Source organism: Streptomyces sp. NPDC033270 (assembly GCF_055576575.1).
Window position 1 is genome coordinate 336,772 of record NZ_JBVIRA010000004.1, and the last position, 22,858, is coordinate 359,629.

A 22,858-nucleotide genomic window follows, 5' to 3' on the forward strand; every position below is an offset into this window, starting at 1 on the left:
TGCCTCGCACGAATCGGTGATGTGACGCCGTTCACCACCTCCCCCCTTGTCCCCCTCCGATGCCCGTTCTATCGTCTGGATGTATCGAGTCGATACATCAGCACGAGATAAAGAACGCATCGGGCCGAGGAGGCGGAGGATGACCAGACGTTCCGGCATCCTCGAGTTCGCCGTCCTCGGCCTGCTCCGCGAGTCCCCGATGCACGGCTACGAGCTGCGAAAACGGCTCAACACCTCGCTCGGGGTGTTCCGTGCGTTCAGCTATGGCACCCTCTACCCGTGCCTCAAGGCGCTGGTCGCGAGCGGCTGGATCGCCGAGGAGACGGACGACGCTCCGGAGGGCGTTCCCGCCGCGGCTCTGACAGGGCGCCGAGCCAAGATCGTCTACCGATTGACCGCATCGGGCAAAGAGCACTTCGAGGAGTTGCTCGCCCACTCCGGACCGGATGCGTGGGAGGACGAGCACTTCGGCGTCCGCTTCGCATTCTTCGGCCAGACGTCGCGGGACGTGCGGATGCGGGTGCTGGAAGGCCGCCGCAGCCGGCTGGAGGAGCGCCTTGAGAAGATGCGCACCTCCTTGGCCAGGTCCCGCGAGCGGCTGGACGACTACACCCTCGAACTGCAACGCCACGGCATGGAATCCGTGGAGCGCGAAGTCCGTTGGTTGAACGAGCTCATCGAGAGTGAGCGCGCCGGGCGCGATCAGCGCGCACCGGGTCCCGCAGCGCATGACATGAAGAACCAGTCAGGAGATACGGGCGGCCTGCCCCGGCACCGGGGTGGTTCCCGGCCGGATCCGTCCGATGACACCACCACATGAGGCTCTGCTGTGCAGGTCCTCATCGAGAACACAGGGAGCAACCGGAATGGGTTCGGTTCGCGTAGCCATCGTCGGCGTGGGCAACTGCGCCGCCTCGCTGGTACAGGGCGTCGAGTACTACAAGGACGCCGACCCGAAGAGCCGCGTGCCCGGCCTCATGCACGTGCAGTTCGGCGACTACCACGTGCGTGACATCGAGTTCGTGGCGGCCTTCGACGTAGACGCCAAGAAGGTCGGCCTCGACCTCGCGGACGCCATCGGCGCCAGCGAGAACAACACCATCAAGATCTGCGACGTGCCGAACGCCGGCGTGCAGGTCCAGCGCGGCCACACCCTCGACGGCCTGGGCAAGTACTACCGCCAGACCATCGAGGAGTCCCCCGAGGCCCCGGTCGACATCGTCCAGGTCCTCAAGGACAAGCAGGTCGACGTCCTGGTCTGCTACCTCCCTGTCGGCTCCGAGGACGCCGCGAAGTACTACGCCCAGTGCGCCATCGACGCCAAGGTCGCGTTCGTCAACGCCCTCCCGGTCTTCATCGCCGGCACCAAGGAGTGGGCGGACAAGTTCACCGAGGCCGGTGTCCCGATCGTCGGTGACGACATCAAGTCGCAGGTCGGCGCCACGATCACGCACCGCGTGATGGCCAAGCTCTTCGAGGACCGGGGCGTCGTCCTGGACCGCACGATGCAGCTGAACGTCGGCGGCAACATGGACTTCAAGAACATGCTCGAGCGCGAGCGCCTGGAGTCCAAGAAGATCTCCAAGACGCAGGCCGTCACCTCCCAGATCCGGGACCGTGAGCTGGGCGAGGACAACGTCCACATCGGTCCCTCGGACTTCGTGGCGTGGCTGGACGACCGCAAGTGGGCCTACGTCCGCCTCGAGGGCCGCGCCTTCGGCGACGTCCCGCTGAACCTCGAGTACAAGCTCGAGGTCTGGGACTCCCCCAACTCCGCGGGCGTCATCATCGACGCGCTGCGCGCCGCGAAGATCGCCAAGGACCGGGGCATCGGTGGCCCGATCCTCTCCGCGTCCTCGTACTTCATGAAGTCGCCGCCGGTGCAGTACTTCGATGACGAGGCGCGGGAGAACGTCGAGAAGTTCATCAGCGGTGAGGTCGAGCGCTGACGCGCCCTCCGCGACCTTCCTCCGCAGGCCTCCGGGTATTCCATCCGGGGGCCTGCGGGCTGTGTGAGGCTGTGCCTCATGCATGCTGTGCGCGACCTCCGCGTATTACTCCGGCTACGTGACTTCCGTTCGCTTCTTGCCGCACGGCTTCTGTCCCAGGCGGCCGACGGGGTCTTCCAGGTCGCGCTGGCCACCTACGTCGTCTTCTCGCCCGAGAAGCAGACCTCACCCGCGGCGATCGCCTCCGCCATGGCGATCCTGCTGCTGCCGTACTCGCTGCTCGGGCCGTTCACCGGCGTGCTGCTCGACCGCTGGCGGCGCCGCCAGGTCCTGCTCTACGGCAATCTGCTGCGCACACTGCTGGCCATGGCGACGGCCGCACTGATCGTGTCGGACGTCCCCGACTGGCTCTTCTACGCCTCGGCCCTGTCGGTGACGGCTGTGAACCGCTTCGTCCTGGCCGGGCTCTCGGCCGCGCTGCCTCGGGTCGTCGACGGTGGACAACAGCTGGTCATGGCCAACTCCCTTGCCCCCACCGCCGGCACGCTCGCCGCGACGGCGGGCGGCGGACTCGCCTTCGCGGTCCGGCTGGCCGGCTCGGATGTGGACGCGTTGGTCGTGCTGCTGGCCGCGGCCCTCTACTTCTGCTCGTCGCTCACCGCGCTGCGCATGACGCCACAGCTGCTCGGCCCCGATCGCACCGACCTCCACCCGCACCTGCGAGAAGCCCTGCTGAGCACCGTACGAGGTCTCGCCGAGGGGTTGCGTCATCTCGCCGAGCGACGGACCCCGGCCCGTGCGCTGGCCGCGATGACCCTCATCCGCTTCTGCTACGGAGCGCTGACGGTGATGGTGCTGATGCTGTGCCGGTACTCCTGGGCCGAGACCGAATCCGAGGGCCTGGCACTGCTCGGAATCACCGTCTTGGTGTCGGGCGCGGGCTTCTTCATGGCCGCCGTCGTCACCCCGTGGGCGGTGGCGCGCTTGACCGCGTTCGGCTGGATCGCCTGCTGTGCCGCCATGGGCGCGGTGCTGGTGCCGGCGCTCGGCCTGTTCTTCACGCCGGGGCCGATGCTGGCCGCCGCCTTCGTGCTCGGTCTCGGCACACAGGGAACCAAGATCTCCACGGACACGGTCGTCCAGTCGACGGTCGACGATGCGTTCCGCGGCCGGATCTTCGCCGTCTACGACGTGCTGTTCAACGTCGCCTTCGTCGGTGCCGCCGTGGTTGCCGCCCTCATACTGCCGCCGGACGGCAGGTCCACCGTTCTGCTCCTCATGGTGACCGTGGTCTACGCACTCGTCGCCGCGGCAGTGGTGCGCTTGAGGAGCGATTAGGCGCCGCTCTCCCCGCATGCCGGCGACCGGGCCCAGCGGCCGTGGCACGGACCAGATACCTTACGGGCGTCCTACACGAGCCTGTACACATCAAACTTCGGGGGAGTTCCATAACCATGCCGCCTCAAGGCCCGAACCCATACGGCCAGGCGCCGTACGGGCAGAACCCGTATCCGCAGGCACCGCCGCCGCCCCAGGCTCCCTACGGTCAGCCCCAGCCCGGGTACGCCCACCCTCAGCAGCCACAGGCTCCGTACGGCTATCAGCAGCCGCAACCGGGATACCCCGCCCCACCGCAGCAGCCCTACATGCAGGGCGGTGCTCCCGTTCCGCCGCCGCGTCCCGCCAAGAACCGGTCTCCCAAGGCGATCCTGAAGGGCATCGGCGTCGTCATCGTGCTGATCGCCTTCGCGTTCTTCTGGATCACCAGCCTGGACGACGCGGACAGCGCCGAGGTCGGTGACTGCGTGAAGAAGTCCGCAAGCTCGCTCGACGACGGCCTCAAGGTGGTGGATTGCGGCATCTCGGAGGCCCAGTACAAGGTGACCGCGGTGCACAACGACACCTCCGACCCCTCCGTCTGCCCTGCAGGGGAGTCGGCGTACACCAAGACCGTGCAGCGTCGTAAGCGCGCCGACACCCACATGGTGCTCTGTCTGACCCCGGCGAAGTAGAGCGAACCGAACACGCCGGATAGGCCTTGGGGCGGTGTTTCACGTGAAACACCGCCCCAGCCGCATGCGCCATGTTTCACGTGAAACATGGCGGCCCACCGACCGCCTGTTTCACGTGAAACATCAGCCCTGCGTCGCCCACCACTCCTTCAGAGCGGCGATGGCTGCCTCCCGGTCCATGGGACCGTGCTCCAGTCGGAGCTCCAGCATCTGCTTGTACGCCTTGCCGACCTCGGGCCCAGGACGGAGGCCCAGGATCTGCATGATGTCGTTGCCGTCCAGGTCGGGCCGGATCGCCTCCAGCTCTTCCTGCTCCTGCAGCTTCGCGATGCGCTCTTCGAGTCCGTCGTAGGCACGCGACAGCGCAGCGGCCTTGCGCTTGTTGCGGGTGGTGCAGTCCGAACGTGTCAGCTTGTGCAGCCGCTCCAGCTGGGGGCCGGCATCGCGCACATAGCGGCGGACCGCGGAGTCCGTCCACTCTCCCGTTCCATAGCCGTGGAAGCGCAGATGCAGCTCCACCAGACGCGAGACGTCCTTGACCATGTCGTTGGAGTACTTCAGCGCGGTCATCCGCTTCTTGGTCATCTTTGCGCCCACCACCTCGTGGTGGTGGAAGGAGACCCGGCCGTCCTTCTCGAAGCGCCGCGTCCTGGGCTTGCCGATGTCGTGCAGCAGGGCCGCCAGCCGCAGGACCAGGTCGGGTCCGTTCTCTTCAAGGTCCATCGCCTGGTCCAGCACCGTCAGCGAGTGCTCGTAGACGTCCTTGTGCCGGTGATGCTCGTCACTCTCCAGCCGCAGAGCCGGCAGCTCGGGCAGGACCCGGTCGGCCAGGCCGGAATCGACGAACAGCCGCAGGCCCTTCCGCGGGTGCCGGGCCAGGAGCAGCTTGTTCAGCTCGTCCCGTACCCGCTCGGCCGAGACGATCTCGATGCGCTCCGCCATCGCCTTCATCGCAGCGACGACCTCGGGGGCGACCTCGAAGTCCAGCTGGGCGGCGAAGCGGGCGGCCCGCATCATCCGCAGCGGATCGTCCGAGAACGACTCCTCCGGCGTGCCCGGCGTCCGCAGGACACGGGCGGCCAGGTCCTCCAGACCGTCGTGCGGGTCGACGAACTCCTTCTGCGGCAGCAGCACCGCCATGGCGTTCACCGTGAAGTCCCGACGGACCAGGTCGTCCTCGATGGAGTCGCCGTAGGACACCTCGGGCTTGCGGGAGGTGCGGTCGTAGGCCTCGGAACGGTAGGTCGTGACCTCGATGTCGAACGAGTCCTTCTTGCAGCCGACCGTGCCGAAGGCGATGCCGACCTCCCAGACCGCGTCCGCCCACGGCCGGACGATCTTCAGTACGTCCTCGGGGCGGGCATCGGTGGTGAAGTCCAGGTCGTTGCCGAGCCGGCCCAGCAGTGCGTCCCGGACCGAGCCGCCGACCAGGGCAAGCGTGAACCCGGCCTCCTGGAATCGGCGGGCCAGGTCGTCCGCGACAGGGGAGACCCGCAGCAGTTCGCTCACGGCGCGCCGCTGCACATGGTTCAGCGCGTTCGTCGACTGCGGGCTCTGCTCGGCGGGCGGGGTGGGGAGGTCATTGTTGGCGTTCGGCACAACAGAACAGAGTACGTGGCCGCGCGGCGCCAAGCGTCACGTAATAAAGGGGACAGGCCGGTCATGCGGTGGTCGGCACCGCGATCATGTGGAGCACTCCCCGGCACTCGGGTGCGGCAGGCCTCGTTACCATTCGTGGACGCACATTCCGACGACCACTGACGACGACGAGGGACGGACGAGCGCGTGGCCGAGGCGGCAGGGTTCCAGGTGACTGAACGGCCGCGTGGTCGATGGCTGCGAAGGACCGTGACGCTGCTCACTGGAGTCCCCCTGCTCGTAGGACTGCTCCAGGTCCCGCACACGCCCTCCGCGCAGGCGGCTCCGACGGGCTCCCGCACGGTCGACGTCACCATCGACTCGCTGTCCCCCTCCGCTCCCGCCAAGAGCGACACGGTCACCGTCTCCGGCACGCTGACCAACGACGGCCGCAGCACGATCACCGACGCCCACGTCGGAATGCACCGCGGCGACCCGCTCAGCAGCCGCAGTGCCATCGAGGCCGCGACGCGTCGCAACGGCTATCTGCCGGGAGTGGACGGCGAGGAGGTCAAGGACCACCAGCAGAAGATCGACAAGCTGGAGCCCGGCGTCAGCCGCCCCTTCACCCTCAGCGTCCCGGTCAAGGGCCTCGATCTCGACGATGACGGTGTGTACCAACTCGGTGTCTCACTGTCCGGGCGCTCGCAGGCCGGGTCCTACGAGCAGGTCCTGGGGATCGACCGGACGTTCCTGCCCTGGCAGGCCGCCAACGCCGAGAAGAAGACCCAGCTCACCTACCTGTGGCCGCTGATCTCCTCCACCCGCCTCACCGCCGAGACCGTCGCCGACGCCCAGCAGACGCCGGTCTTCCGCAACGACGACCTCGCCGCCGAGCTGGCCCCCGGCGGCCGGCTGCAGCAGATGGTCGCGCTCGGCAAGAACCTGCCGGTGACCTTCGTCATCGATCCCGACCTGCTCGCGACCGTCGACGCGATGACCAAGCCCTACCGGGTGGGCGGCCCGGACGGCCCGATGGGCAAGAACCAGGCGGTCGCCAAGCAGTGGCTGCACGAACTCGAGGAAGCGATCACCTCGCACGAGGTGGTGGCGCTGCCCTTCGCCGACCCCGACCTCGCCTCGCTCGCGCACCACGGCAAGGGCGTGCCCAGCGCGCTCGGCCACCTCGGCCCGGCCACCGACCTCGCCGAGAAGACCGTGGACACGATCCTCGGCGTCAAGCCGCGTACGGACTTCGCCTGGCCCGTGGACGGCGCGATCGACTCCTCCATCGTCGATGTCGCCACCTCGGCCGGTGCGCACAACGTGATCACGCGTAGCGACAGCCTGCGGGAGAACGGCGGGCTGTCCTACACCCCGACGGCGGCCCGTCCCATCGGCGGCGGCAACACCGCCATCGTCGCGGACGCACGGCTCTCACAGGCTTTCGAGGGCGATATGGCGAAGGCCGGGAACGCCACCCGCGCGGTCCAGGAGTTCATCGCCCAGACCCAGATGATCAGCCTCCAGGAACCGGACCGGCAGCGCAGCATCGTCGTCGCACCGCAGCGGATGCCGTCGGTCAGCCAGGCCCAGGCCATGGCCACCGCCCTGCGTCAGCTGAACGAGTCCGGGCGCTGGACCACGCCGCTGCACCTCGGCGCCGCCGCCAAGGCCAAGCCCGACCCCGCGGCCAGCCGCCGTGTGCCCGGCGGCGCCGCCTACCCGTCCTCGCTGCGCCGGCACGAGCTGCCCACCGAGGCCTTCCGCCAGATCCAGGGCACCCAGGTCGCGCTGGACGACTTCCGGGTGATCCTGGCGCAGCCGGAGCGGGTGGTGACGCCGTTCGGCAACGCCATAATGCGCGAGATGTCGACGGAGTGGCGGTCCGATGCCTCCGGCGCCTCGGCGTTCCGTCACTCGGTGCGCAGCTACCTCGACGGCCTGACCAAGAAGGTCCACCTGATCCAGAAGTCGGACGCCACGCTCTCCGGGCGCAGCGCCACGATTCCGGTGACCGTCCAGAACAACCTGGTCCAGGGCGTCAAGGACATGACGCTGAAGCTGACCTCCTCCCAGCCCAACCGCCTGGACGCGGGCAAGCCGCAGCAGATCACGGTCGACGGCGGGCACAGCCAGTCGTTCAAGTTCAACACCACGGCCAATGCCAACGGCCGCGCGTGGGTGACCGCCCAGCTCTACACGTCGGACGGAAAGCCCTACGGTGGCCCCATGACGTTCCAGGTGAACGTCACGGAGATCACCGCCACTGTGATGCTCGTCATCGCCGGCGGTGTGCTGCTGCTCGTCCTCGCCGGAGTGCGGATCTACCTCCAGCGCAAGCGGGCCGCGGCCCGGCGCGCCGAGGACGGGTCGGACGGCGACGGCTCCGACGGCGACGGGCCCGACGGCGAGGAAGGCACGGACGGCGACAGCGGCGGCACGGACGGCGACGCCCCCGAGCAGCCGAGTGACCCCAAGCCGGACACCGGTTCGGAAAGCTCCGGCCCGTCCGGCTCAGGTGAGAAAGTGGACCGTTGATATATGGCGGGGCCGGATGGCCGGCGACGGATGAGGTGGGGCAGCGATGAATGCGCCGTACGACGGTGACCGGGGCCGGGGCGCCAATGGCGACCCCATGGGGCCGGTCCCTCCGACGCCCCCGCCCTCAGCGGACCATGATCCCTTTGTGCAGGACGCCTACCGCGACAGCCCGCACCGCGCACCGGACCCGATGGTCCAGGAGCCGGTGAGCGAGGCGCGCTACGACCGCCCGGCGTACCCCCCTGCGCCTCCGGCGCAGCCCGCGCACCCGCTCTACCAGCAGCCGGCCGCGGGCCGCCATACGCCCGAGGCACAGCCGTGGCCCGCGCCTGCGCCCTCCGAGCCGCAGGGCCCCGGCCACGATCTGCAGTACAGCGACGATGCCGCGACGATGCAGTTCATGGGCGTCGACGATCGAGGCGCCCAGGCCGCCGGCGACCGTCCGGAGCCCGACGCCTTCGCGCATCTCTTCCGTGACCAGCAGCAGCCCTACGAGCCGCAGCGCCCGGCACCCGCCGGCCCGCCGACCGCGCCCTCCGCTGCCGCCGCGGCGCCCGCTCCGGAGGCCGTACCGCAGCAGACCGCTCCGGCGCCGGCGCCCTCCCCCGTGGCGGCGGCCGGCAAGTCCTCCGGTAAGCCCTCCGGCGGCCGCGCCTCCGGCCTGCTCAAGTCCAGTGCGGTGATGGCCGCCGGCACGATGGTGTCCCGTCTCACGGGCTTCATCCGCTCGGCACTGATCGTCGCGGCGCTCGGCGGCGCGGTGCTCGGCGACTCCTGGCAGGTCGCCTACCAGCTCCCGACGATGATCTTCATCCTGACCATCGGCGGCGGTCTGAACTCCGTCTTCGTCCCGCAGCTGGTGCGTGCGATGAAGGAGGACGACGACGGCGGCGAGGCCTATGCCAACCGGCTGCTGACCCTGGTCGTCGTGGTCCTCGGCGTGCTGACGGTGCTGTCGGTGTTCGCCGCGCCGCTGCTGGTGAAGCTGGTCTCCTTCGACATCTCACGCGACCCCGCGGCCAACGAGGTCGCCGTCGCGTTCACCCGCTACTGCGTACCCACGATCTTCTTCATGGGTCTGCATGTGGTGATGGGGCAGATCCTCAACGCCCGCGGCCGCTTCGGCGCGATGATGTGGACCCCGGTCCTCAACAACATCGTCATGATCGCCACCTTCGGCCTGTTCATCTGGGTCTACGGCACGGCGAAGACCTCGCACATCGGCGTCACCACCATCCCCGACGAGGGCATCCGGCTCCTGGGCATCGGCACCCTCCTCGGGCTCGTCGTCCAGGCACTGGCGATGATCCCCTACCTGCGCGACGCCGATTTCCGGCTCCGGCTCCGCTTCGACTGGCGCGGCCACGGCCTGGGCAAGGCCGCCAAGCTCGCCAAGTGGACGGTGCTGTTCGTGCTCGCCAACCAGGCGGGCGTCCTCGTCGTCACCCAGCTGTCCACCTGGGCCGGCAACACCGCCGACCGGCAGGGCCACCCCGGCACCGGCTTCATCTCGTACGCCAGCGCGCAGCTGATCTGGAACATGCCGCAGGCGATCATCACCGTCTCCGTCATGGCGGCGCTGCTGCCGCGGCTGGCACGGTCCGCCCACGACGGTGACACCGGAGCCGTCCGGGACGACATGTCGCAGGGCCTGCGCACCTCCGCGGTCGCCATCGTCCCGATCTCGTTCGGGTTCCTCTCCCTGGGCATCCCGCTGTGCACGCTGGTCTACGGCTCGTCCGGCGCCGGCGTCCCGATGGGCTACATGCTGATGGCCTTCGGTGTGGGCCTGATCCCGTTCTCGGTGCAGTACGTCGTCCTGCGCGCCTTCTACGCGTTCGAGGACACCCGCACCCCCTTCTACAACACGGTGATCGTCGCCGCGGTCAACGCCGCGGCCTCCGGGCTCTGCTTCCTGATCCTGCCCGCCCGCTGGGCCGTGGTCGGCATGGCGGCCTCCTACGGACTGGCGTACATCATCGGCGTCGGTGTGGCCTGGCGGCGGCTGGGCAAGCGGATGGACGGCGATCTCGACACCGCTCATGTCGTGCGGACCTACGCGCGGCTGGCCGGCGCCAGCATCCCGGCCACGATCGTCTCCGGAGCCGTGGTGTACGCAATCATGCAGACACTCGGCAGCGGGTTCCTCGGCTCGCTGGCCGCGCTGGTCGCCGGCATCGCCGCACTTCTGGGTGTGTTCTACATCGCCGCACGCAAAATGCGCATCGAGGAAATGAACGCCCTGGTCGGCATGGTCCGGTCAAAGCTTGGGCGTTGATTGAGCACAACCATCGACTGCCACCGTGTGTCGTGCATAGTGGCGGACTGTGGGCACAATTGTCTTGGCTCATTGAGCCTGCAACGGATGGGGAGGCAGGAACGACGGTGGCGGAACGGAGCACGGCTGCCGTCGACGTGGCCGACACGAGCGGTGAGGAACCGCTGACCGCCAAGGCGGGTAAGGCCACGGACGACGGTGCTAAGGCCGAAAAGGTATCCGGCGGGGAACAGGACGCCGCACGCACCGATGAGCAGCGTGCCCAGGCGACCGAGGCCCAGCCACCGGAACTGCACAGCGGCCACAAGCTCGCCAGACGTTACCGACTCGAGGAGTGCGTCACCCGTCTGGACGGATTCAGCAGCTGGCGTGCAATGGACGAGAAGCTGCGCCGGGCCGTCGGCGTGCACATCCTGCCCGCCGACCATCCGCGGGCCCGGCCGGTGCTCTCCGCCGCCCGCTCCTCGGCTCTGCTCGGCGACCCCCGGTTCGTCCAGGTCCTGGACGCGGTCGAGGAGAACGACCTCGTCTACGTCGTCCACGAGTGGCTGCCGGACGCCACGGAACTCACCACCGTGCTCGCCAATGGACCGCTCGAGCCGCACGACGCCTACCAGCTCGTCAGCCAGGTCTCCCAGGCCATGGCCGCCGCACACCGCGAAGGCCTCTCCCACCTGCGGATCACCCCAGGTTCGGTGCTGCGCACGGAATCCGGGCAGTACCGCATCCGTGGTCTTGCCGTCATGGCGGCGCTGCGCGGCATCACCTGCGAGCACCCGCAGCGCACGGACACCGAGGCGATCGGCGCGCTGTTGTACGCCGCGCTGACCCAGCGCTGGCCGTACGAGAACGACGCCCACGGCCTGACCGGCCTGCCCAAGGGCGTCGGGCTGATCGCTCCCGACCAGGTGCGCGCCGGCGTCCACCGCGGGCTCTCCGAGCTGGCCATGCGTGCCCTGATCAACGACGGCGCCACGGCTTCCCGCCAGGAGCAGCCCTGCACCACCCCGGAGGAACTGGCCAAGGCCGTTGCGGCCATGCCGCGTATCCGGCCTCCGGAGACGGCGTTCACCACGCCGCCGCCGTATCAGCGCACGGGGTACCAGCAGGGCAACTACCGGCAGTCGTCGGCGCACAACGGCCAGGCCGCCCGGCAGACGCAGCCCGTTGCCACGCCTCCGGCGCCGCTGCAGAGCCGCACCGGCCGGGCGCTGAAGTGGTCCGTCTCCGCGCTGCTGATCGCTGCGCTGGGGCTGGGCAGCTGGCAGCTCGCGGACACGCTGCTGAAGCGGGAGAACGACGAGGACGACCCGGGGAACTCGCAGACGGGCGGCGGCCAGGCGAAGAAGCCGAGCGGCAAGCCTCTCTCGATCGCGGGCACCACAGAGTTCTCGCCCCTGGCCGAACCCTTCTCGGCAGGGCAGGCGCCCAATGCCACGGACGGCGACCCGAGTACCGCCTGGGTGACGGGGCGGTTCAAGGGCTGGGCAAACTTCGGAAACCTGCCGTCGCGCGCAAACGGCAGCGGCATCATCGTCGACCTCGGACGCGCGAAGCACATCTCCGGGATACAGGTCAGCATGTATCGACCGGGCCAGACCGTGGAAGTCCGCGCAGCGGCGCCTTCCGCAGCCGCCCCGACGAAGCTCGACGATTTCTCACGGCTCCTCTCCAAACCGGAGAAGGCCGGTGACCGGCTGGATGTGAAACTCGACCAGCCGGTGCGAACCCGCTATGTACTGATCCGCGTCACGGAACTTCCCAGCGATGGGGAATCGGATTGGTTCCGTGGAGGCCTTTCGGAAATCAAAATTACCGGCTGAAACCGCGGGCAGCGCATTTCTCGCATCCGCCGGTCCCTTCGCCTACGGCACGAGGGCCTGCCGAGTTGTCGGCAGGCCCTCGTGCCGTGTGATGCTCAGCCGCGTCCCTGGGTGGCCTGGGCGACGACGAAGTACTTGCCGCAGTTGCCCCCCGAACCTCCAGGTGCCGCGGCGTGTGCCGTCCGGCCAGGAATCCGTCGGCCGCTACGCGGACTGCTGCCGCGCGGGGAATTCCAGAAGCATTCCACGCGAGCCGTTTTGGCGCGAAACTCAGCCAACATCACCGTGCGAAGCAGGCCATGCCAAATGGCCTCGGATCACCGTGCGCAACGAACAACCGCAAGGATGACTGGAAGGCGACACCTGTACAGCTGCCATGCCGAGAAGGAAAAGCACCTGTACGGCCTTCAGAAATCCCAGGGACGAGATCGCACGCCTACGAATACCTGGCACTTCTCCCGACGGCTGCCTACCATGCCGTGTACGAGGTTGCTGCCATGTGACAAGGTCAAGGTTCCGAGGGTTCAGCCGCTGGGCAAGGGGGGTTTGGATGAGTGCGCTGGACGAATCTGGTGATCAGGACCTCCTTGCTCGCCATGTCGCCGGCGACCCCGACGCCTTCGGGGAGATCGTCCGGCGGCACCGCGACCGGCTCTGGGCAGTGGCACTGCGCACCCTGGGTGACCGCGAGGAAGCCGCCGACGCCGTGCAGGACGCCCTGGTCTCCGCCTATCGTGCGGCCCACACCTTCCGCGGTCAGTCCGCCGTGACGACCTGGTTGCACCGCATCACGGTCAACGCCTGTCTGGACCGGGCCCGTAAGGCCGCTTCCCGCCGCACCTCGCCCGTCGCCGAGACCGAGCGGCTGGAGCAGCTGCTCGAGCCCGAGGAATCCGCCGCCGCCCCCGCCGAGCGCCAGGATCTGCACCGGGAGCTGCTGAGTGCGCTGCGCACACTCCCGGAGGAGCAGCGTGCCGCTCTCGTCCTCGTCGACATGCAGGGCTATCCCGTCGCGGAGGCTGCCGCCGTCCTCGATATCCCGACCGGGACGGTGAAGAGCCGCTGCGCACGAGGCCGCGCTCGGCTCCTGCCCTTGGTCACCCATCTGCGCGCTGACGGCGGGGGTAGCGAACCCGCGAGCCGGGGAAGGAACCGGGCGCAGGGGACATCCGTCCCACCGACGGCAGGGCCGAAGGACACAGGTGCCGTGAAGGGCGGAGGTGGGTGAGCGTGACGTCGACGACCGGCACGGGTGAGCACCCGGAGGTCTCTGAGATCTCCGACCTCACGGACGGGCTGCTCCCCCCCTCGCGCACCGCAGATCTGCGCGACCACCTCGCCGCCTGCGCGCTGTGCGAGGACGTCTATGAGTCCTTGGAGGAGATCCGGGGGCTGCTCGGCACGCTCCCCGGTCCGGCGCGGATGCCGGCCGATGTCGCCGGACGCATCGATGCCGCCCTCGCCGCCGAGGCGCTGCTGGACGCCACCGCTCCTGGCGCCAAGGGGCATGTTTCACGTGAAACAGCCACCGCGCCGACCGCTGTTTCACGTGAAACCGACGCCGAGGCCCCCCGTCGCGGAACGCCGTCCACCCGGCCCGCCGGGCGGCCTCGGAGCGCCTCCGGCCCGGGCCGCCCGACAGCAGGCGGTCGCTCGTCCCGTTCACGCCGCTGGCCGCGGATTCTGCTCGGCACCGCAGCGGCTGCCGCGATCTTCAGCTTCGGTGGCCTTCTGCTGCAGAACGCCGCCATGGACAGCACCCAGGGTCACCACCACGACCGCCCCGCCGCGACCACTGAGAAGAGCATGAACGGTGCGGCCGGCCTCACAGCCGCCAGCCTTGAATCGCATGTCCGCGATCTGCTGGCGTCCAAGGGCTCGCACAAGTCCCCTGACGTCGGCGCTCAGGGCCTCCCCGAGACCCCGCTGCGGGGCAGTGCCGACACGGTTCCGTCCTGTGTCCGCCATGGCATCGGGCGCCCCGAAGCACCGCTCGCGTCCAGCCACACCCGCTACCAGGGCAAGGACGCCTTCCTCGTCGTTCTGCCGGATCCGACCGATGCACGGCGGGTCTCGGCGTATGTCGTCGCCTCCTCGTGCGTCTCCGCCACGCCGCCGGCTCCCGGAAAGGTCCTGCTGTCGCACTCGTACCAGCGAGACTGAACGACGAGAAGTGCGCTGTGCCACTCCGGGAATGCTCGCCCCGTAGGATCCGTTGGGTGGGGTGAGAGTTCCCCGAGCCCCAGCAAGCAGTCGGCAGAGACAAGGAAGACACCCGTGAGCGACGTCCGCAACGTGATCATCATCGGCTCCGGGCCCGCGGGCTACACCGCAGCGCTCTACACCGCCCGCGCGTCCCTGAAGCCGCTCGTCTTCGAAGGTGCCGTCACCGCCGGAGGCGCGCTGATGAACACCACCGACGTGGAGAACTTCCCCGGTTTCCGTGACGGCATCATGGGGCCGGACCTCATGGACAACATGCGCGCCCAGGCCGAGCGCTTCGGCGCCGAACTCGTGCCGGACGACATCGTCGCGGTCGATCTCTCCGAAGAGATCAAGACGGTCACCGACACCACAGGAAACGTGCACCGGGCCAAGACGGTCATCGTCAGCACCGGCTCCCAGCACCGCAAGCTCGGCCTGCCCCGCGAGGACGAGCTGTCCGGCCGCGGTGTCTCCTGGTGCGCCACGTGTGACGGGTTCTTCTTCAAGGACCAGGACATCGCCGTCATCGGCGGCGGCGACACCGCGATGGAAGAGGCCACCTTCCTCTCCCGCTTCGCCAAGTCGGTCACGGTCGTCCACCGCCGTGACGTCCTGCGCGCCAGCAAGGCGATGCAGGATCGTGCCTTCGCCGACCCGAAGATCAAGTTCGTGTGGGACAGCGAGGTCGCCGAGATCCACGGCGAGAACAAGCTCTCGGGTCTGACGCTGCGCAACGTCCAGACCGGTGAGACCTCCGAGCTCCCCGTCACGGGTCTGTTCATCGCGATCGGCCATGACCCGCGGACCGAGCTGTTCAAGGGCCAGCTGACTCTCGACGACGAGGGATACCTCAAGGTCGACGCCCCCAGCACCCGCACCAACCTGCAGGGTGTCTTCGCCGCGGGCGATGTCGTGGACCACACCTACCGTCAGGCGATCACCGCTGCCGGCACGGGCTGCTCCGCCGCCCTCGACGCCGAGCGCTTCCTCGCCGCGCTGTCGGACGGCGAGGCGACCGCCGAGCCGGAGAAGACCGCCTCCGCCTGACCCCGCGCACCCAGCTTTCCCACCACCCACTCAGTAAGGAGATTGCCATGGCCGGCGCCACGGTGACCGTCACGGACGCCAACTTCGAAGAGGTCGTCCTCAACAGCGACAAGCCCGTCCTCGTGGACTTCTGGGCCACCTGGTGCGGCCCGTGCCGCCAGATCGCCCCGTCCCTGGAGGCCATTGCCGCCGAGCACGACGAGATCGTCATCGCCAAGCTGAACACCGACGAGAACCCGGCGACCACCGCCAAGTACGGCGTCATGTCGATTCCGACGATGAACGTCTACAAGGGCGGCGAGGTCGTGAAGACCATCGTCGGCGCCAAGCCGAAGGCCGCCATCGAGCGCGACCTGGCGGACTTCCTCGCCTGAGACACGCCGTTGGTTTCACGTGAAACGGGCCCGCCCTCATCGAGGGGGCGGGCCCGTTCTCCGTTTCACGTGAAACAGACTGCCTTACAGCGGTCGCAGGGCGGGTTCCTTCTGGACGGCTCCCAGCAGACGGTCGAGCGCCAGCTCCACATCTTCCTTCCACGAGATCGTGGTCCGCAGCTCAAGGCGCAGCCGCGGAAAGCGGGGGTGGGGCCGTACGGTCTTGAAGCCCACCGCGAGAAGATGATCTGCGGGCAGTACACATGCCGGCTCGGTCCAGCGAGCGTCGCCGAACGCCTCGATGGCCTTGAACCCACGCTGGATCAGGTCCTTGGCAACCGTCTGGACCATCACTCGCCCCAGCCCCTGCCCCTGGAATCCGGGGGTCAGCCACGCCGTCAGCAGCTGCACCGCATCCGGCGACACCGGACTGGTGGGAAAGGCCATGGAGCGCGGCACATAGGCCGGCGGGGCATACATCACGAAGCCGACCGGCACCTCATCGACATAGACGACCCGCCCGCAGGATCCCCACTCCAGCAGTACCGCCGAGATCCAGGCTTCCTTCTCCAGCTCGGGACGCCCCGCCTTTACCGCAGCCTCGCCGCTGACGGGGTCGAGCTCCCAGAAGACACAGGAGCGGCAGCGCTTGGGGAGATCCGGAAGGTTGTCCAGCGTGAGCGGTACGAGCCGACGGCCCATGAAGCCAGGTCCTCACTTCTCTCACCTGCCGCACCACAAAGCGCCGTCAGCGCCGCCTGCTCCCTGAGCAGACCACCAACGAAGCCTACGACGGCTGCGAGGCCGAACCCCGCCGCCAACAGTCCGGTGCGGCTCACCGATCGCATGGCGCTCTCCTCGCTGTGAGGTGTCTCCACGTGGATCCGTGCCATACCCGAACGCATCGTATCCACCCTTTACGGGCACCGGTAGCGCGCGAGAGCAAAGGGCGGGCCGTGTTCCGGTATGGATTCCGGAACACGGCCCGCCCAGCTGCCGACGGTGTCAGCTCACTCTTCCTCGTCCTTCTCCTCGGCCAGCGTCTGGCCCAGGACAGGTCCCTCACCGGGGGCGAGAGTGCCGAGGATGCGCTCAAGATCTTCTATCGAGGCGAACTCGACAACGATCTTGCCCTTCTTCTGCCCCAGGTCGACCTTCACCCGGGTCTCGAAACGGTCGGACAAACGGGAGGCAAGGCCGGTCAGCGCGGGGGACACCCGGGTACCGGCACGCGGCCCCTTCGCCTTACTCGCGCTCTTGGGAGCCGAGCCCATCAGCTTCACGATCTCCTCGACCGTGCGCACCGACAGCCCTTCCGCCACGATGCGGTGGGCCAGGTGCTCCTGCTCCTCCGGTTCCTCCACGGAGAGCAGGGCACGGGCGTGGCCCGCGGAGAGCACGCCCGCGGCGAGCCGGTTCTGCACGGACGGCGAGAGGTTCAGCAGACGCAGCGTGTTGGAGACCTGCGGACGCGAGCGCCCGATCCGGTCGGCCAGCTCGTCATGCGTGCACTTGAAGTCCTTCAGCAACTGGTCGTAGGCCGCAGCCTCTTCCAGCGGGTTGAGCTGTGCCCGGTGCAGGTTCTCCAGGAGCGCGTCGAGGAGCAGCTTCTCATCGTCGGTGTCCCGGACGATGGCGGGAATCTTCTCCAGTCCGGCCTCACGGGACGCCCGCCAGCGGCGCTCGCCCATGATGAGCTCGTACTTGTCGGGCGCCGTCTGACGCACCACCACCGGCTGGAGCAGACCCACCTCCTTGATGGAGGTGATCAGCTCGGCAAGCGCATCTTCGTCGAAGACCGTTCGCGGCTGGCGCGGATTGGGCTTGATCGCGTCCAGCGGCACCTCGGCGAAGTGCGCGCCGACGACCTCCGACAGGCCCTCTGCCGATGCCTCGGTCCCGGCCGCCGCTCCCGTTTCACGTGAAACACCGTGCGCCGGCAGCGACGTCACCTTGGCGGCCGCCACTCCTCGCTCCGGGGCCAGCACCGGTACGGACGTCGGTGACGTCGCCCCCTGTCCCACCGCAGGCCCGACATGGTCCGTGCTCTGCGGTGCGGCGGGGATCAGCGCACCGAGCCCACGGCCCAGGCCTCTACGTCGTTCGCTCACTGATTCCCCTCCGAGATGCTGTGCTGTGCTTCGTAGTTGACGCTGAGGCCCTGGCCCCCGGTCTGGGGGACCCCACGCAACGCGATCTCCCGGGCCGCTTCGAGGTAGGAGAGCGAGCCGCTGGATCCCGGGTCATAGGTGAGCACTGTCTGCCCGTAACTGGGGGCCTCGGAGATGCGCACCGAGCGGGGAATGCTCGTACGGAGCACCTCGTGACCGAAGTGGTTACGCACCTCGTCGGCGACCTGCGAGGCCAGACGGGTACGCCCGTCGTACATCGTGAGCAGGATCGTCGAGACATGGAGCTGGGGGTTGAGATGCCCTCGCACCAGATCGACGTTCCGCAGCAGCTGACCCAGACCCTCCAGCGCGTAGTACTCACACTGAATCGGGATCAGTACCTCGGCTCCGGCGACCAGAGCGTTGACGGTCAGCAGACCGAGCGAGGGCGGGCAGTCGATGAAGATGTAGTCCAGCGGCTGTTCGTACGCCTTGATGGCACGGTCCAGCCGGCTCTCCCGTGCCACCAGGGAGACCAGCTCGATCTCGGCACCGGCCAGATCGATCGTGGCGGGAGCACAGAAGAGCCCCTCCACATCCACGACCGGCTGCACCACATCGGAGAGCGGCTTGCTCTCCACCAGCACGTCATAGATCGACGGCACTTCGGAGTGGTGGTCGATACCCAGCGCCGTCGATGCGTTGCCCTGAGGGTCGAGGTCGATCACCAGAACCCGTGCCCCATGCAGAGCAAGCGAGGCCGCCAGGTTCACGGTGGTGGTGGTCTTGCCCACCCCGCCCTTCTGGTTGGCAACCACCATGACCCGAGTCTGTTCAGGCCGGGGTAGCCCCTCACCCGCGCGGCCAAGTGCCTCCACCGCCAGCTGAGCTGCACGACCGATCGGGGTGTCGTCCATCGGGGGCGGCGTTTCACGTGAAACGTCGTCCCCGAACGACTCGCTACGGGGACCGGGGACCGGATCGGTCATCGGTCCCGCGATGTTGGCGTCGGACCGCAAGGATTCACTCTCCTCGACATCAGGCTCGCAATGTTCAGAGCCTGCCATGCTTTCGGTGTCGTGAACCAGTGAGGTCCGTTCTCCTGTGGACGAATCCACATCTGTGGATACTTCCGTGACCCTTGTGGGCTTACGGTCGCGCGGCGCGGCGGCCGCACGACCGCGACCGATGATCCCTTGCAGCAGAGAACGACGTTTCACGTGAAACACGATGCCAGCGTCGCGCCCGAATAAGCCGCGACACTCCGTCTTGGGTGGTTTTGATAGCGTTTACGGAATTAGCCCGTTCCCCTATTTCGCGGAACGGGACATCCCTCGCCTCACTGCCGGGCTGATCCGCACCGGCACAGGAACGTCAGCGCCGGCGCCCCCTCGACACCCGGCTGACGCGGGCCGCCTTCGCCCGCTTGGCCGCGAAGCGCACACCGCCGGGGCTCTCGCCCACCTCGACCCGCACCACGGTGGTCGGCGGATCCACCACGCCCTCGCCCACCTGCACCACCGAGGTCTCCACCACACCGAGCTTGCTCAGCGCCGCCCGGGCGCCCTTGAGCTCCTCCTCCGCGGCATCGCCCTTGAGCGCCAGCATCTCGCCGTAAGGACGCAGCAGCGGAACGCCCCAGCCGGCGAGCCGGTCGAGCGGCGCGACGGCGCGTGCGGTCACCACATGCACCTGGGGAAGCTTGCCCATGACCTCTTCGGCTCGCCCCCGCACGACCGTGACATGGTCGAGGCCGAGCAGCTCGACAACTTCCTGGAGGAAGTTCGTCCGCCGCAGCAGCGGCTCCAGGAGCGTGATCTTCAGATCCGGGCGTACCAGCGCCAGCGGGATACCGGGCAGCCCGGCCCCCGAACCCACATCGCACACCGAGACGCCCTCGGGCACCACCTCGGAGAGCACCGCGCAGTTCAGCAGGTGCCGCTCCCACAGCCGCGGCACCTCACGCGGGCCGATCAGCCCTCGCTTCACACCCGCGTCGGCGAGCAGTTCGCCGTACCGCACGGCCTCCGGAAAGCGCTCGCCGAATACCTCCTGTGCCGCCTTCGGCGCAGGAGGGAGCTCCGCTGCTTCCTCCGTCACGGGAACCGCCCTTCCTCTGGACTGCTTTTCCTGCCGGGAACCCGGGCCTACTCACCCGGAATAACACAGAACGCTGACAACTTTTGGCCCCGCCTGCGAGCAGACGGGGCCAAAGAAAAACGGAAGCGCTGAGCGGTCAGGCCGGGAGGACAACCACTCGGCGCTGCGGCTCCTCGCCCTCGGACTCGCTGCGCAGCCCGGCCGCGGCCACGGCGTCGTGGACGACCTTGCGCTCGAACGGCGTCATCGGGTCGAGCTTCACCGGCTGACCGGTGCCCTTGGCCTCCTCGGCCGCCTTCGCGCCGATCTCCGTGAGCTGCTCGCGCTTGCGCGCCCGGAAGCCGGCGATGTCGAGCATCAGACGGCTGCGGTCACCGGTCTCCCGGTGCACGGCCAGCCGGGTCAGCTCCTGCAGCGCCTCCAGCACCTCGCCGTCACGGCCCACCAGCTTCTGCAGGTCGCGGCTGGTCGAGTCGCTGATGATCGACACCGCGGCGCGGTCGGCCTCGACGTCCATGTCGATGTCACCGTCGAGGTCGGCGATGTCCAGCAGACCCTCGAGGTAGTCGGCCGCGATCTCGCCTTCCTGCTCCAGGCGGGTCAGGGTGTCGGTGCCCTCGGCGGCAGGGGTCGTGTCCGTCACGAAAGGACTCCTTCTTACTTCTTCGACGGGTGCTTGGGGCGCTGCTGGCCCTTGCGCTGTCCGGACTTGGCGGTGCGGGACCCGGAGGCGCCGCCCTTCTCCTTGCCGTCCTGCGTGTCCTTCTTCTCCAACGACTGCTTCTTCGCTCCGCCCTGGTCAGAGCCCGCCGCCCCGGCACGCGTACGCTGCGTGCCACCCGCGGCCGGAGCACCACCGGTCTGCCGCTTGGCCTTCGTCTGCCGCTTGGGCTGCTGGCGGTTCTGCCGCGCCTCCTCGGCGGCCTGCTTCGCCGCGATCTCGGCCGGGGCCTCGACCAGCTTGCCCGCGGCCCGCAGGCGCGCCTGGCGCTCCTCGAAGGCCTTGCTGCCCGGAGTCGGGTTACGACGGATGACGAACATCTGCTGGCCCATGGTCCACACGTTGGTGGTCAGCCAGTAGACGAGAACACCGACGGGGAAGTTGATACCGAAGACGGCGAACATGATCGGGAAGACGTACATCAGCATCTTCTGCTGCTGCATGAACGGCGTCTTCACCGTCAGGTCGACGTTCTTGGTCATCAGCTGGCGCTGTGTGAAGAACTGCGACGCCGACATCAGGACGATCATGATGACCGTGACCACGCGGACATCGGTCACCGAGGCGCCCAGGCTCTCGATCTTCTCCGCGCTGTCCATGAACTTCGCGGCCAGCGGCGCGCCGAAGATGTGGGCCTTCTGCGCACTCTCGAGCAGCGGCTGGTCGATGACACCGACCACCTTGTTCTGCGCGATGTGGTTCAGGACCTGGTACAGCGAGATGAAGAAGGGCGACTGGGCCAGAATCGGGAGACAGCTCGAGAGCGGGTTGGTGCCCGTCTCCTTGTAGAGCTTCATCATCTCTTCGGACTGGCGCTGCTTGTCGCTCTTGTAGCGCTCCTGGATCGCCTTCATCTTCGGCTGGAGCGCCTGCATGTTCCGCGTCGACTTGATCTGCTTCACAAAGAGCGGGATCAGGCAGATACGGATCAGCACCACCAGCGAGACGATGGACAGACCCCACGCCGCGCCACTGTTCCTGTCAAAGATGAGGCTGTAGAACGAGTGGAACTGGACGATGATCCAGGAAACGGCGTAATAGAGAGGATTCAGGATCGTGTCCACGAATCAGGCTCCTTGGGCGTTGGGCTGAGTCTCGGGCTGGGCGGCGGGCTCATGGGCAGCAGTCCCGCCCAGACGGCTCCTCAGCCGCTGGTGCCAGACCGGACGCTTCCGGGGAGGGACGTGGTCGACGCCACCGAGCGACCACGGGTTGCAGCGCAGGATGCGCCAGGCCGTCAGCGCAGTCCCTTTCACCGCGCCGTGCCGGTCGATGGCCGTATAGCCATAGTGCGAGCACGACGGGTAGTACTTGCAGACCGGGCCCAGCAGGGGGCTGATGGTCCACTGATAGATCTTGATCAAAAGCAGCAGCGGGTACTTCACTGTGCGCTCCCTCCCGGGCCCCGGCCGGGGTTCCGGGAGCCCGCGGCGCTACCGCCGTCGGTCACAGCCCCCGGGGGATTGCAGCCTTTCGGCACCCCTCCCAGCAGCCGCTCAAGGGCGGCGTCCAGGTCGCGGGCCAGCTGGTCGTGATCCGCGTCACCCGCGCCGGGCAAGGCCCGTACGACAACCAGGCTACCGGCGGGCAGCCGGTCCAGCCGGTCGCGCAGGAGATGGCGAAGTCTGCGCTTGACCCTGTTGCGCACGACCGCGATGCCAACGGCCTTGCTGACGACGAAACCCGCACGCGCCGGGGGAAGGCATTCCCCCGCTGCGTGCGGGTCCGTTGCACCGCTACGACAATGAACGACAAGGAGCGGGCGCCCGGCCCTGCGTCCCCGGCGTACCGCGGTCGCAAAGTCCTCGCGCCGCCTCAGCCGATTTTCGGTAGGCAGCACGTCATGGACCTAGGTTCGGGCTGCTCAGGCCGACAGGCGGGCGCGACCCTTGCCACGGCGGGACGCGAGAATCGCGCGACCGGCGCGGGTCCGCATGCGCAGACGGAAGCCGTGGGTCTTCGCGCGGCGGCGGTTGTTCGGCTGGAAGGTGCGCTTGCTCACTCGGGGGCTCCAGGAATGCTTGTTGTCTCAAGTTGAGACAGATGTGGGGCGTCGTTGGCTGTCACCGTGCGCCCACGAGTAGCTCGCAACGCCTAAGTGCACCGCTACACGATC

20 protein-coding genes and 1 pseudogene are annotated in these 22,858 nt (G+C 68.3%); 11 read left to right on the forward strand and 10 right to left on the reverse strand.

Annotated elements, in window-relative coordinates; translation table 11 throughout:
- The first annotated feature begins 139 nt into the window (after positions 1 to 139).
- From ACZ5XZ_RS09710 to ACZ5XZ_RS09725, 4 genes are all read left to right on the forward strand, one after another.
- Entirely contained in the window at positions 140 to 820 is a 681-nt protein-coding gene (locus ACZ5XZ_RS09710) for a PadR family transcriptional regulator (RefSeq protein ID WP_384424246.1), read from the forward strand.
- Between the two features lie 46 nt (positions 821 to 866).
- Positions 867 to 1,949: an inositol-3-phosphate synthase gene (locus ACZ5XZ_RS09715; RefSeq protein WP_468975865.1), complete on the forward strand. Its 1,083-nt coding sequence runs from the start codon at positions 867 to 869 to the stop codon at positions 1,947 to 1,949.
- Positions 1,950 to 2,027: 78 nt separating this feature from the next.
- On the forward strand, positions 2,028 to 3,287 hold the full coding sequence (locus tag ACZ5XZ_RS09720; protein ID WP_468975867.1) for an MFS transporter: 1,260 nt from the start codon (positions 2,028 to 2,030) through the stop codon (positions 3,285 to 3,287).
- A 116-nt stretch (positions 3,288 to 3,403) separates the two neighbouring features.
- A complete protein-coding gene (locus ACZ5XZ_RS09725) occupies positions 3,404 to 3,961 on the forward strand; it encodes an LppU/SCO3897 family protein (protein ID WP_468975870.1) in 558 nt (185 codons plus the stop codon).
- Between the two features lie 123 nt (positions 3,962 to 4,084).
- On the opposite strand, the gene ACZ5XZ_RS09730 is transcribed toward ACZ5XZ_RS09725, so the two are convergent.
- The gene (locus ACZ5XZ_RS09730) at positions 4,085 to 5,560 is read right to left on the reverse strand and encodes a CCA tRNA nucleotidyltransferase (RefSeq protein WP_468975872.1); all 1,476 of its coding nucleotides are present in this window, start codon (positions 5,558 to 5,560) and stop codon (positions 4,085 to 4,087) included.
- 249 nt (positions 5,561 to 5,809) lie between these two features.
- Between ACZ5XZ_RS09730 and ACZ5XZ_RS09735 the strand changes: the two genes are divergently transcribed.
- The 7 genes from ACZ5XZ_RS09735 to trxA all read left to right on the forward strand — a co-directional run bounded on the left by ACZ5XZ_RS09735 (position 5,810) and on the right by trxA (position 15,810).
- A complete protein-coding gene (locus tag ACZ5XZ_RS09735) occupies positions 5,810 to 8,080 on the forward strand; it encodes a DUF6049 family protein (RefSeq protein ID WP_468975875.1) in 2,271 nt (756 codons plus the stop codon).
- Positions 8,081 to 8,126: 46 nt separating this feature from the next.
- Positions 8,127 to 10,361, forward strand: coding sequence for a murein biosynthesis integral membrane protein MurJ (gene murJ / locus ACZ5XZ_RS09740; protein WP_468975878.1), 2,235 nt, complete (start codon positions 8,127 to 8,129; stop codon positions 10,359 to 10,361).
- A gap of 107 nt (positions 10,362 to 10,468) precedes the next feature.
- On the forward strand, positions 10,469 to 12,184 hold the full coding sequence (locus ACZ5XZ_RS09745) for a protein kinase family protein (protein WP_468975881.1): 1,716 nt from the start codon (positions 10,469 to 10,471) through the stop codon (positions 12,182 to 12,184).
- A 550-nt stretch (positions 12,185 to 12,734) separates the two neighbouring features.
- A complete protein-coding gene (sigM, locus tag ACZ5XZ_RS09750) occupies positions 12,735 to 13,412 on the forward strand; it encodes an RNA polymerase sigma factor SigM (RefSeq protein ID WP_468975884.1) in 678 nt (225 codons plus the stop codon).
- A 2-nt stretch (positions 13,413 to 13,414) separates the two neighbouring features.
- Positions 13,415 to 14,347: an anti-sigma factor family protein gene (locus ACZ5XZ_RS09755; protein WP_468975887.1), complete on the forward strand. Its 933-nt coding sequence runs from the start codon at positions 13,415 to 13,417 to the stop codon at positions 14,345 to 14,347.
- A gap of 114 nt (positions 14,348 to 14,461) precedes the next feature.
- Complete coding sequence (gene trxB / locus ACZ5XZ_RS09760) at positions 14,462 to 15,436, forward strand: thioredoxin-disulfide reductase (protein WP_468975889.1); 975 nt, start codon at positions 14,462 to 14,464, stop codon at positions 15,434 to 15,436.
- Between the two features lie 47 nt (positions 15,437 to 15,483).
- A complete protein-coding gene (gene trxA / locus ACZ5XZ_RS09765; RefSeq protein WP_384424235.1) occupies positions 15,484 to 15,810 on the forward strand; it encodes a thioredoxin in 327 nt (108 codons plus the stop codon).
- A gap of 84 nt (positions 15,811 to 15,894) precedes the next feature.
- Here the strand turns inward: trxA and ACZ5XZ_RS09770 are convergent, their stop codons facing one another.
- The 9 genes and pseudogenes from ACZ5XZ_RS09770 to rpmH all read right to left on the reverse strand — a co-directional run bounded on the left by ACZ5XZ_RS09770 (position 15,895) and on the right by rpmH (position 22,744).
- Entirely contained in the window at positions 15,895 to 16,512 is a 618-nt protein-coding gene (locus tag ACZ5XZ_RS09770) for a GNAT family N-acetyltransferase (protein WP_468975893.1), read from the reverse strand.
- Between the two features lie 308 nt (positions 16,513 to 16,820).
- The gene (locus tag ACZ5XZ_RS09775) at positions 16,821 to 17,921 is read right to left on the reverse strand and encodes a ParB/RepB/Spo0J family partition protein (RefSeq protein WP_468975896.1); all 1,101 of its coding nucleotides are present in this window, start codon (positions 17,919 to 17,921) and stop codon (positions 16,821 to 16,823) included.
- A complete protein-coding gene (locus ACZ5XZ_RS09780; RefSeq protein ID WP_384484924.1) occupies positions 17,918 to 18,988 on the reverse strand; it encodes an AAA family ATPase in 1,071 nt (356 codons plus the stop codon). Before ACZ5XZ_RS09780 ends, ACZ5XZ_RS09775 begins: the two co-directional genes overlap by 4 nt.
- A 307-nt stretch (positions 18,989 to 19,295) precedes the next feature.
- Positions 19,296 to 20,021, reverse strand: a complete 726-nt coding sequence (rsmG, locus tag ACZ5XZ_RS09785; RefSeq protein WP_468975898.1) for a 16S rRNA (guanine(527)-N(7))-methyltransferase RsmG — start codon at positions 20,019 to 20,021, stop codon at positions 19,296 to 19,298.
- 136 nt (positions 20,022 to 20,157) lie between these two features.
- A complete protein-coding gene (locus tag ACZ5XZ_RS09790) occupies positions 20,158 to 20,664 on the reverse strand; it encodes a Jag family protein (protein ID WP_033267001.1) in 507 nt (168 codons plus the stop codon).
- Between the two features lie 14 nt (positions 20,665 to 20,678).
- The gene (gene yidC / locus ACZ5XZ_RS09795) at positions 20,679 to 21,806 is read right to left on the reverse strand and encodes a membrane protein insertase YidC (RefSeq protein WP_468975902.1); all 1,128 of its coding nucleotides are present in this window, start codon (positions 21,804 to 21,806) and stop codon (positions 20,679 to 20,681) included.
- Between the two features lie 3 nt (positions 21,807 to 21,809).
- Positions 21,810 to 22,127 carry a membrane protein insertion efficiency factor YidD gene (gene yidD / locus ACZ5XZ_RS09800; RefSeq protein WP_384424230.1) on the reverse strand — a complete coding sequence of 106 codons (318 nt, stop codon included), beginning with the start codon at positions 22,125 to 22,127 and terminating at the stop codon, positions 21,810 to 21,812.
- Positions 22,128 to 22,222: 95 nt separating this feature from the next.
- Positions 22,223 to 22,582: pseudogene (rnpA, locus tag ACZ5XZ_RS09805) on the reverse strand (ribonuclease P protein component); the annotation flags it as partial.
- A gap of 24 nt (positions 22,583 to 22,606) precedes the next feature.
- Positions 22,607 to 22,744, reverse strand: coding sequence for a 50S ribosomal protein L34 (rpmH, locus tag ACZ5XZ_RS09810; RefSeq protein WP_003949374.1), 138 nt, complete (start codon positions 22,742 to 22,744; stop codon positions 22,607 to 22,609).
- Positions 22,745 to 22,858: the final 114 nt, after the last annotated feature.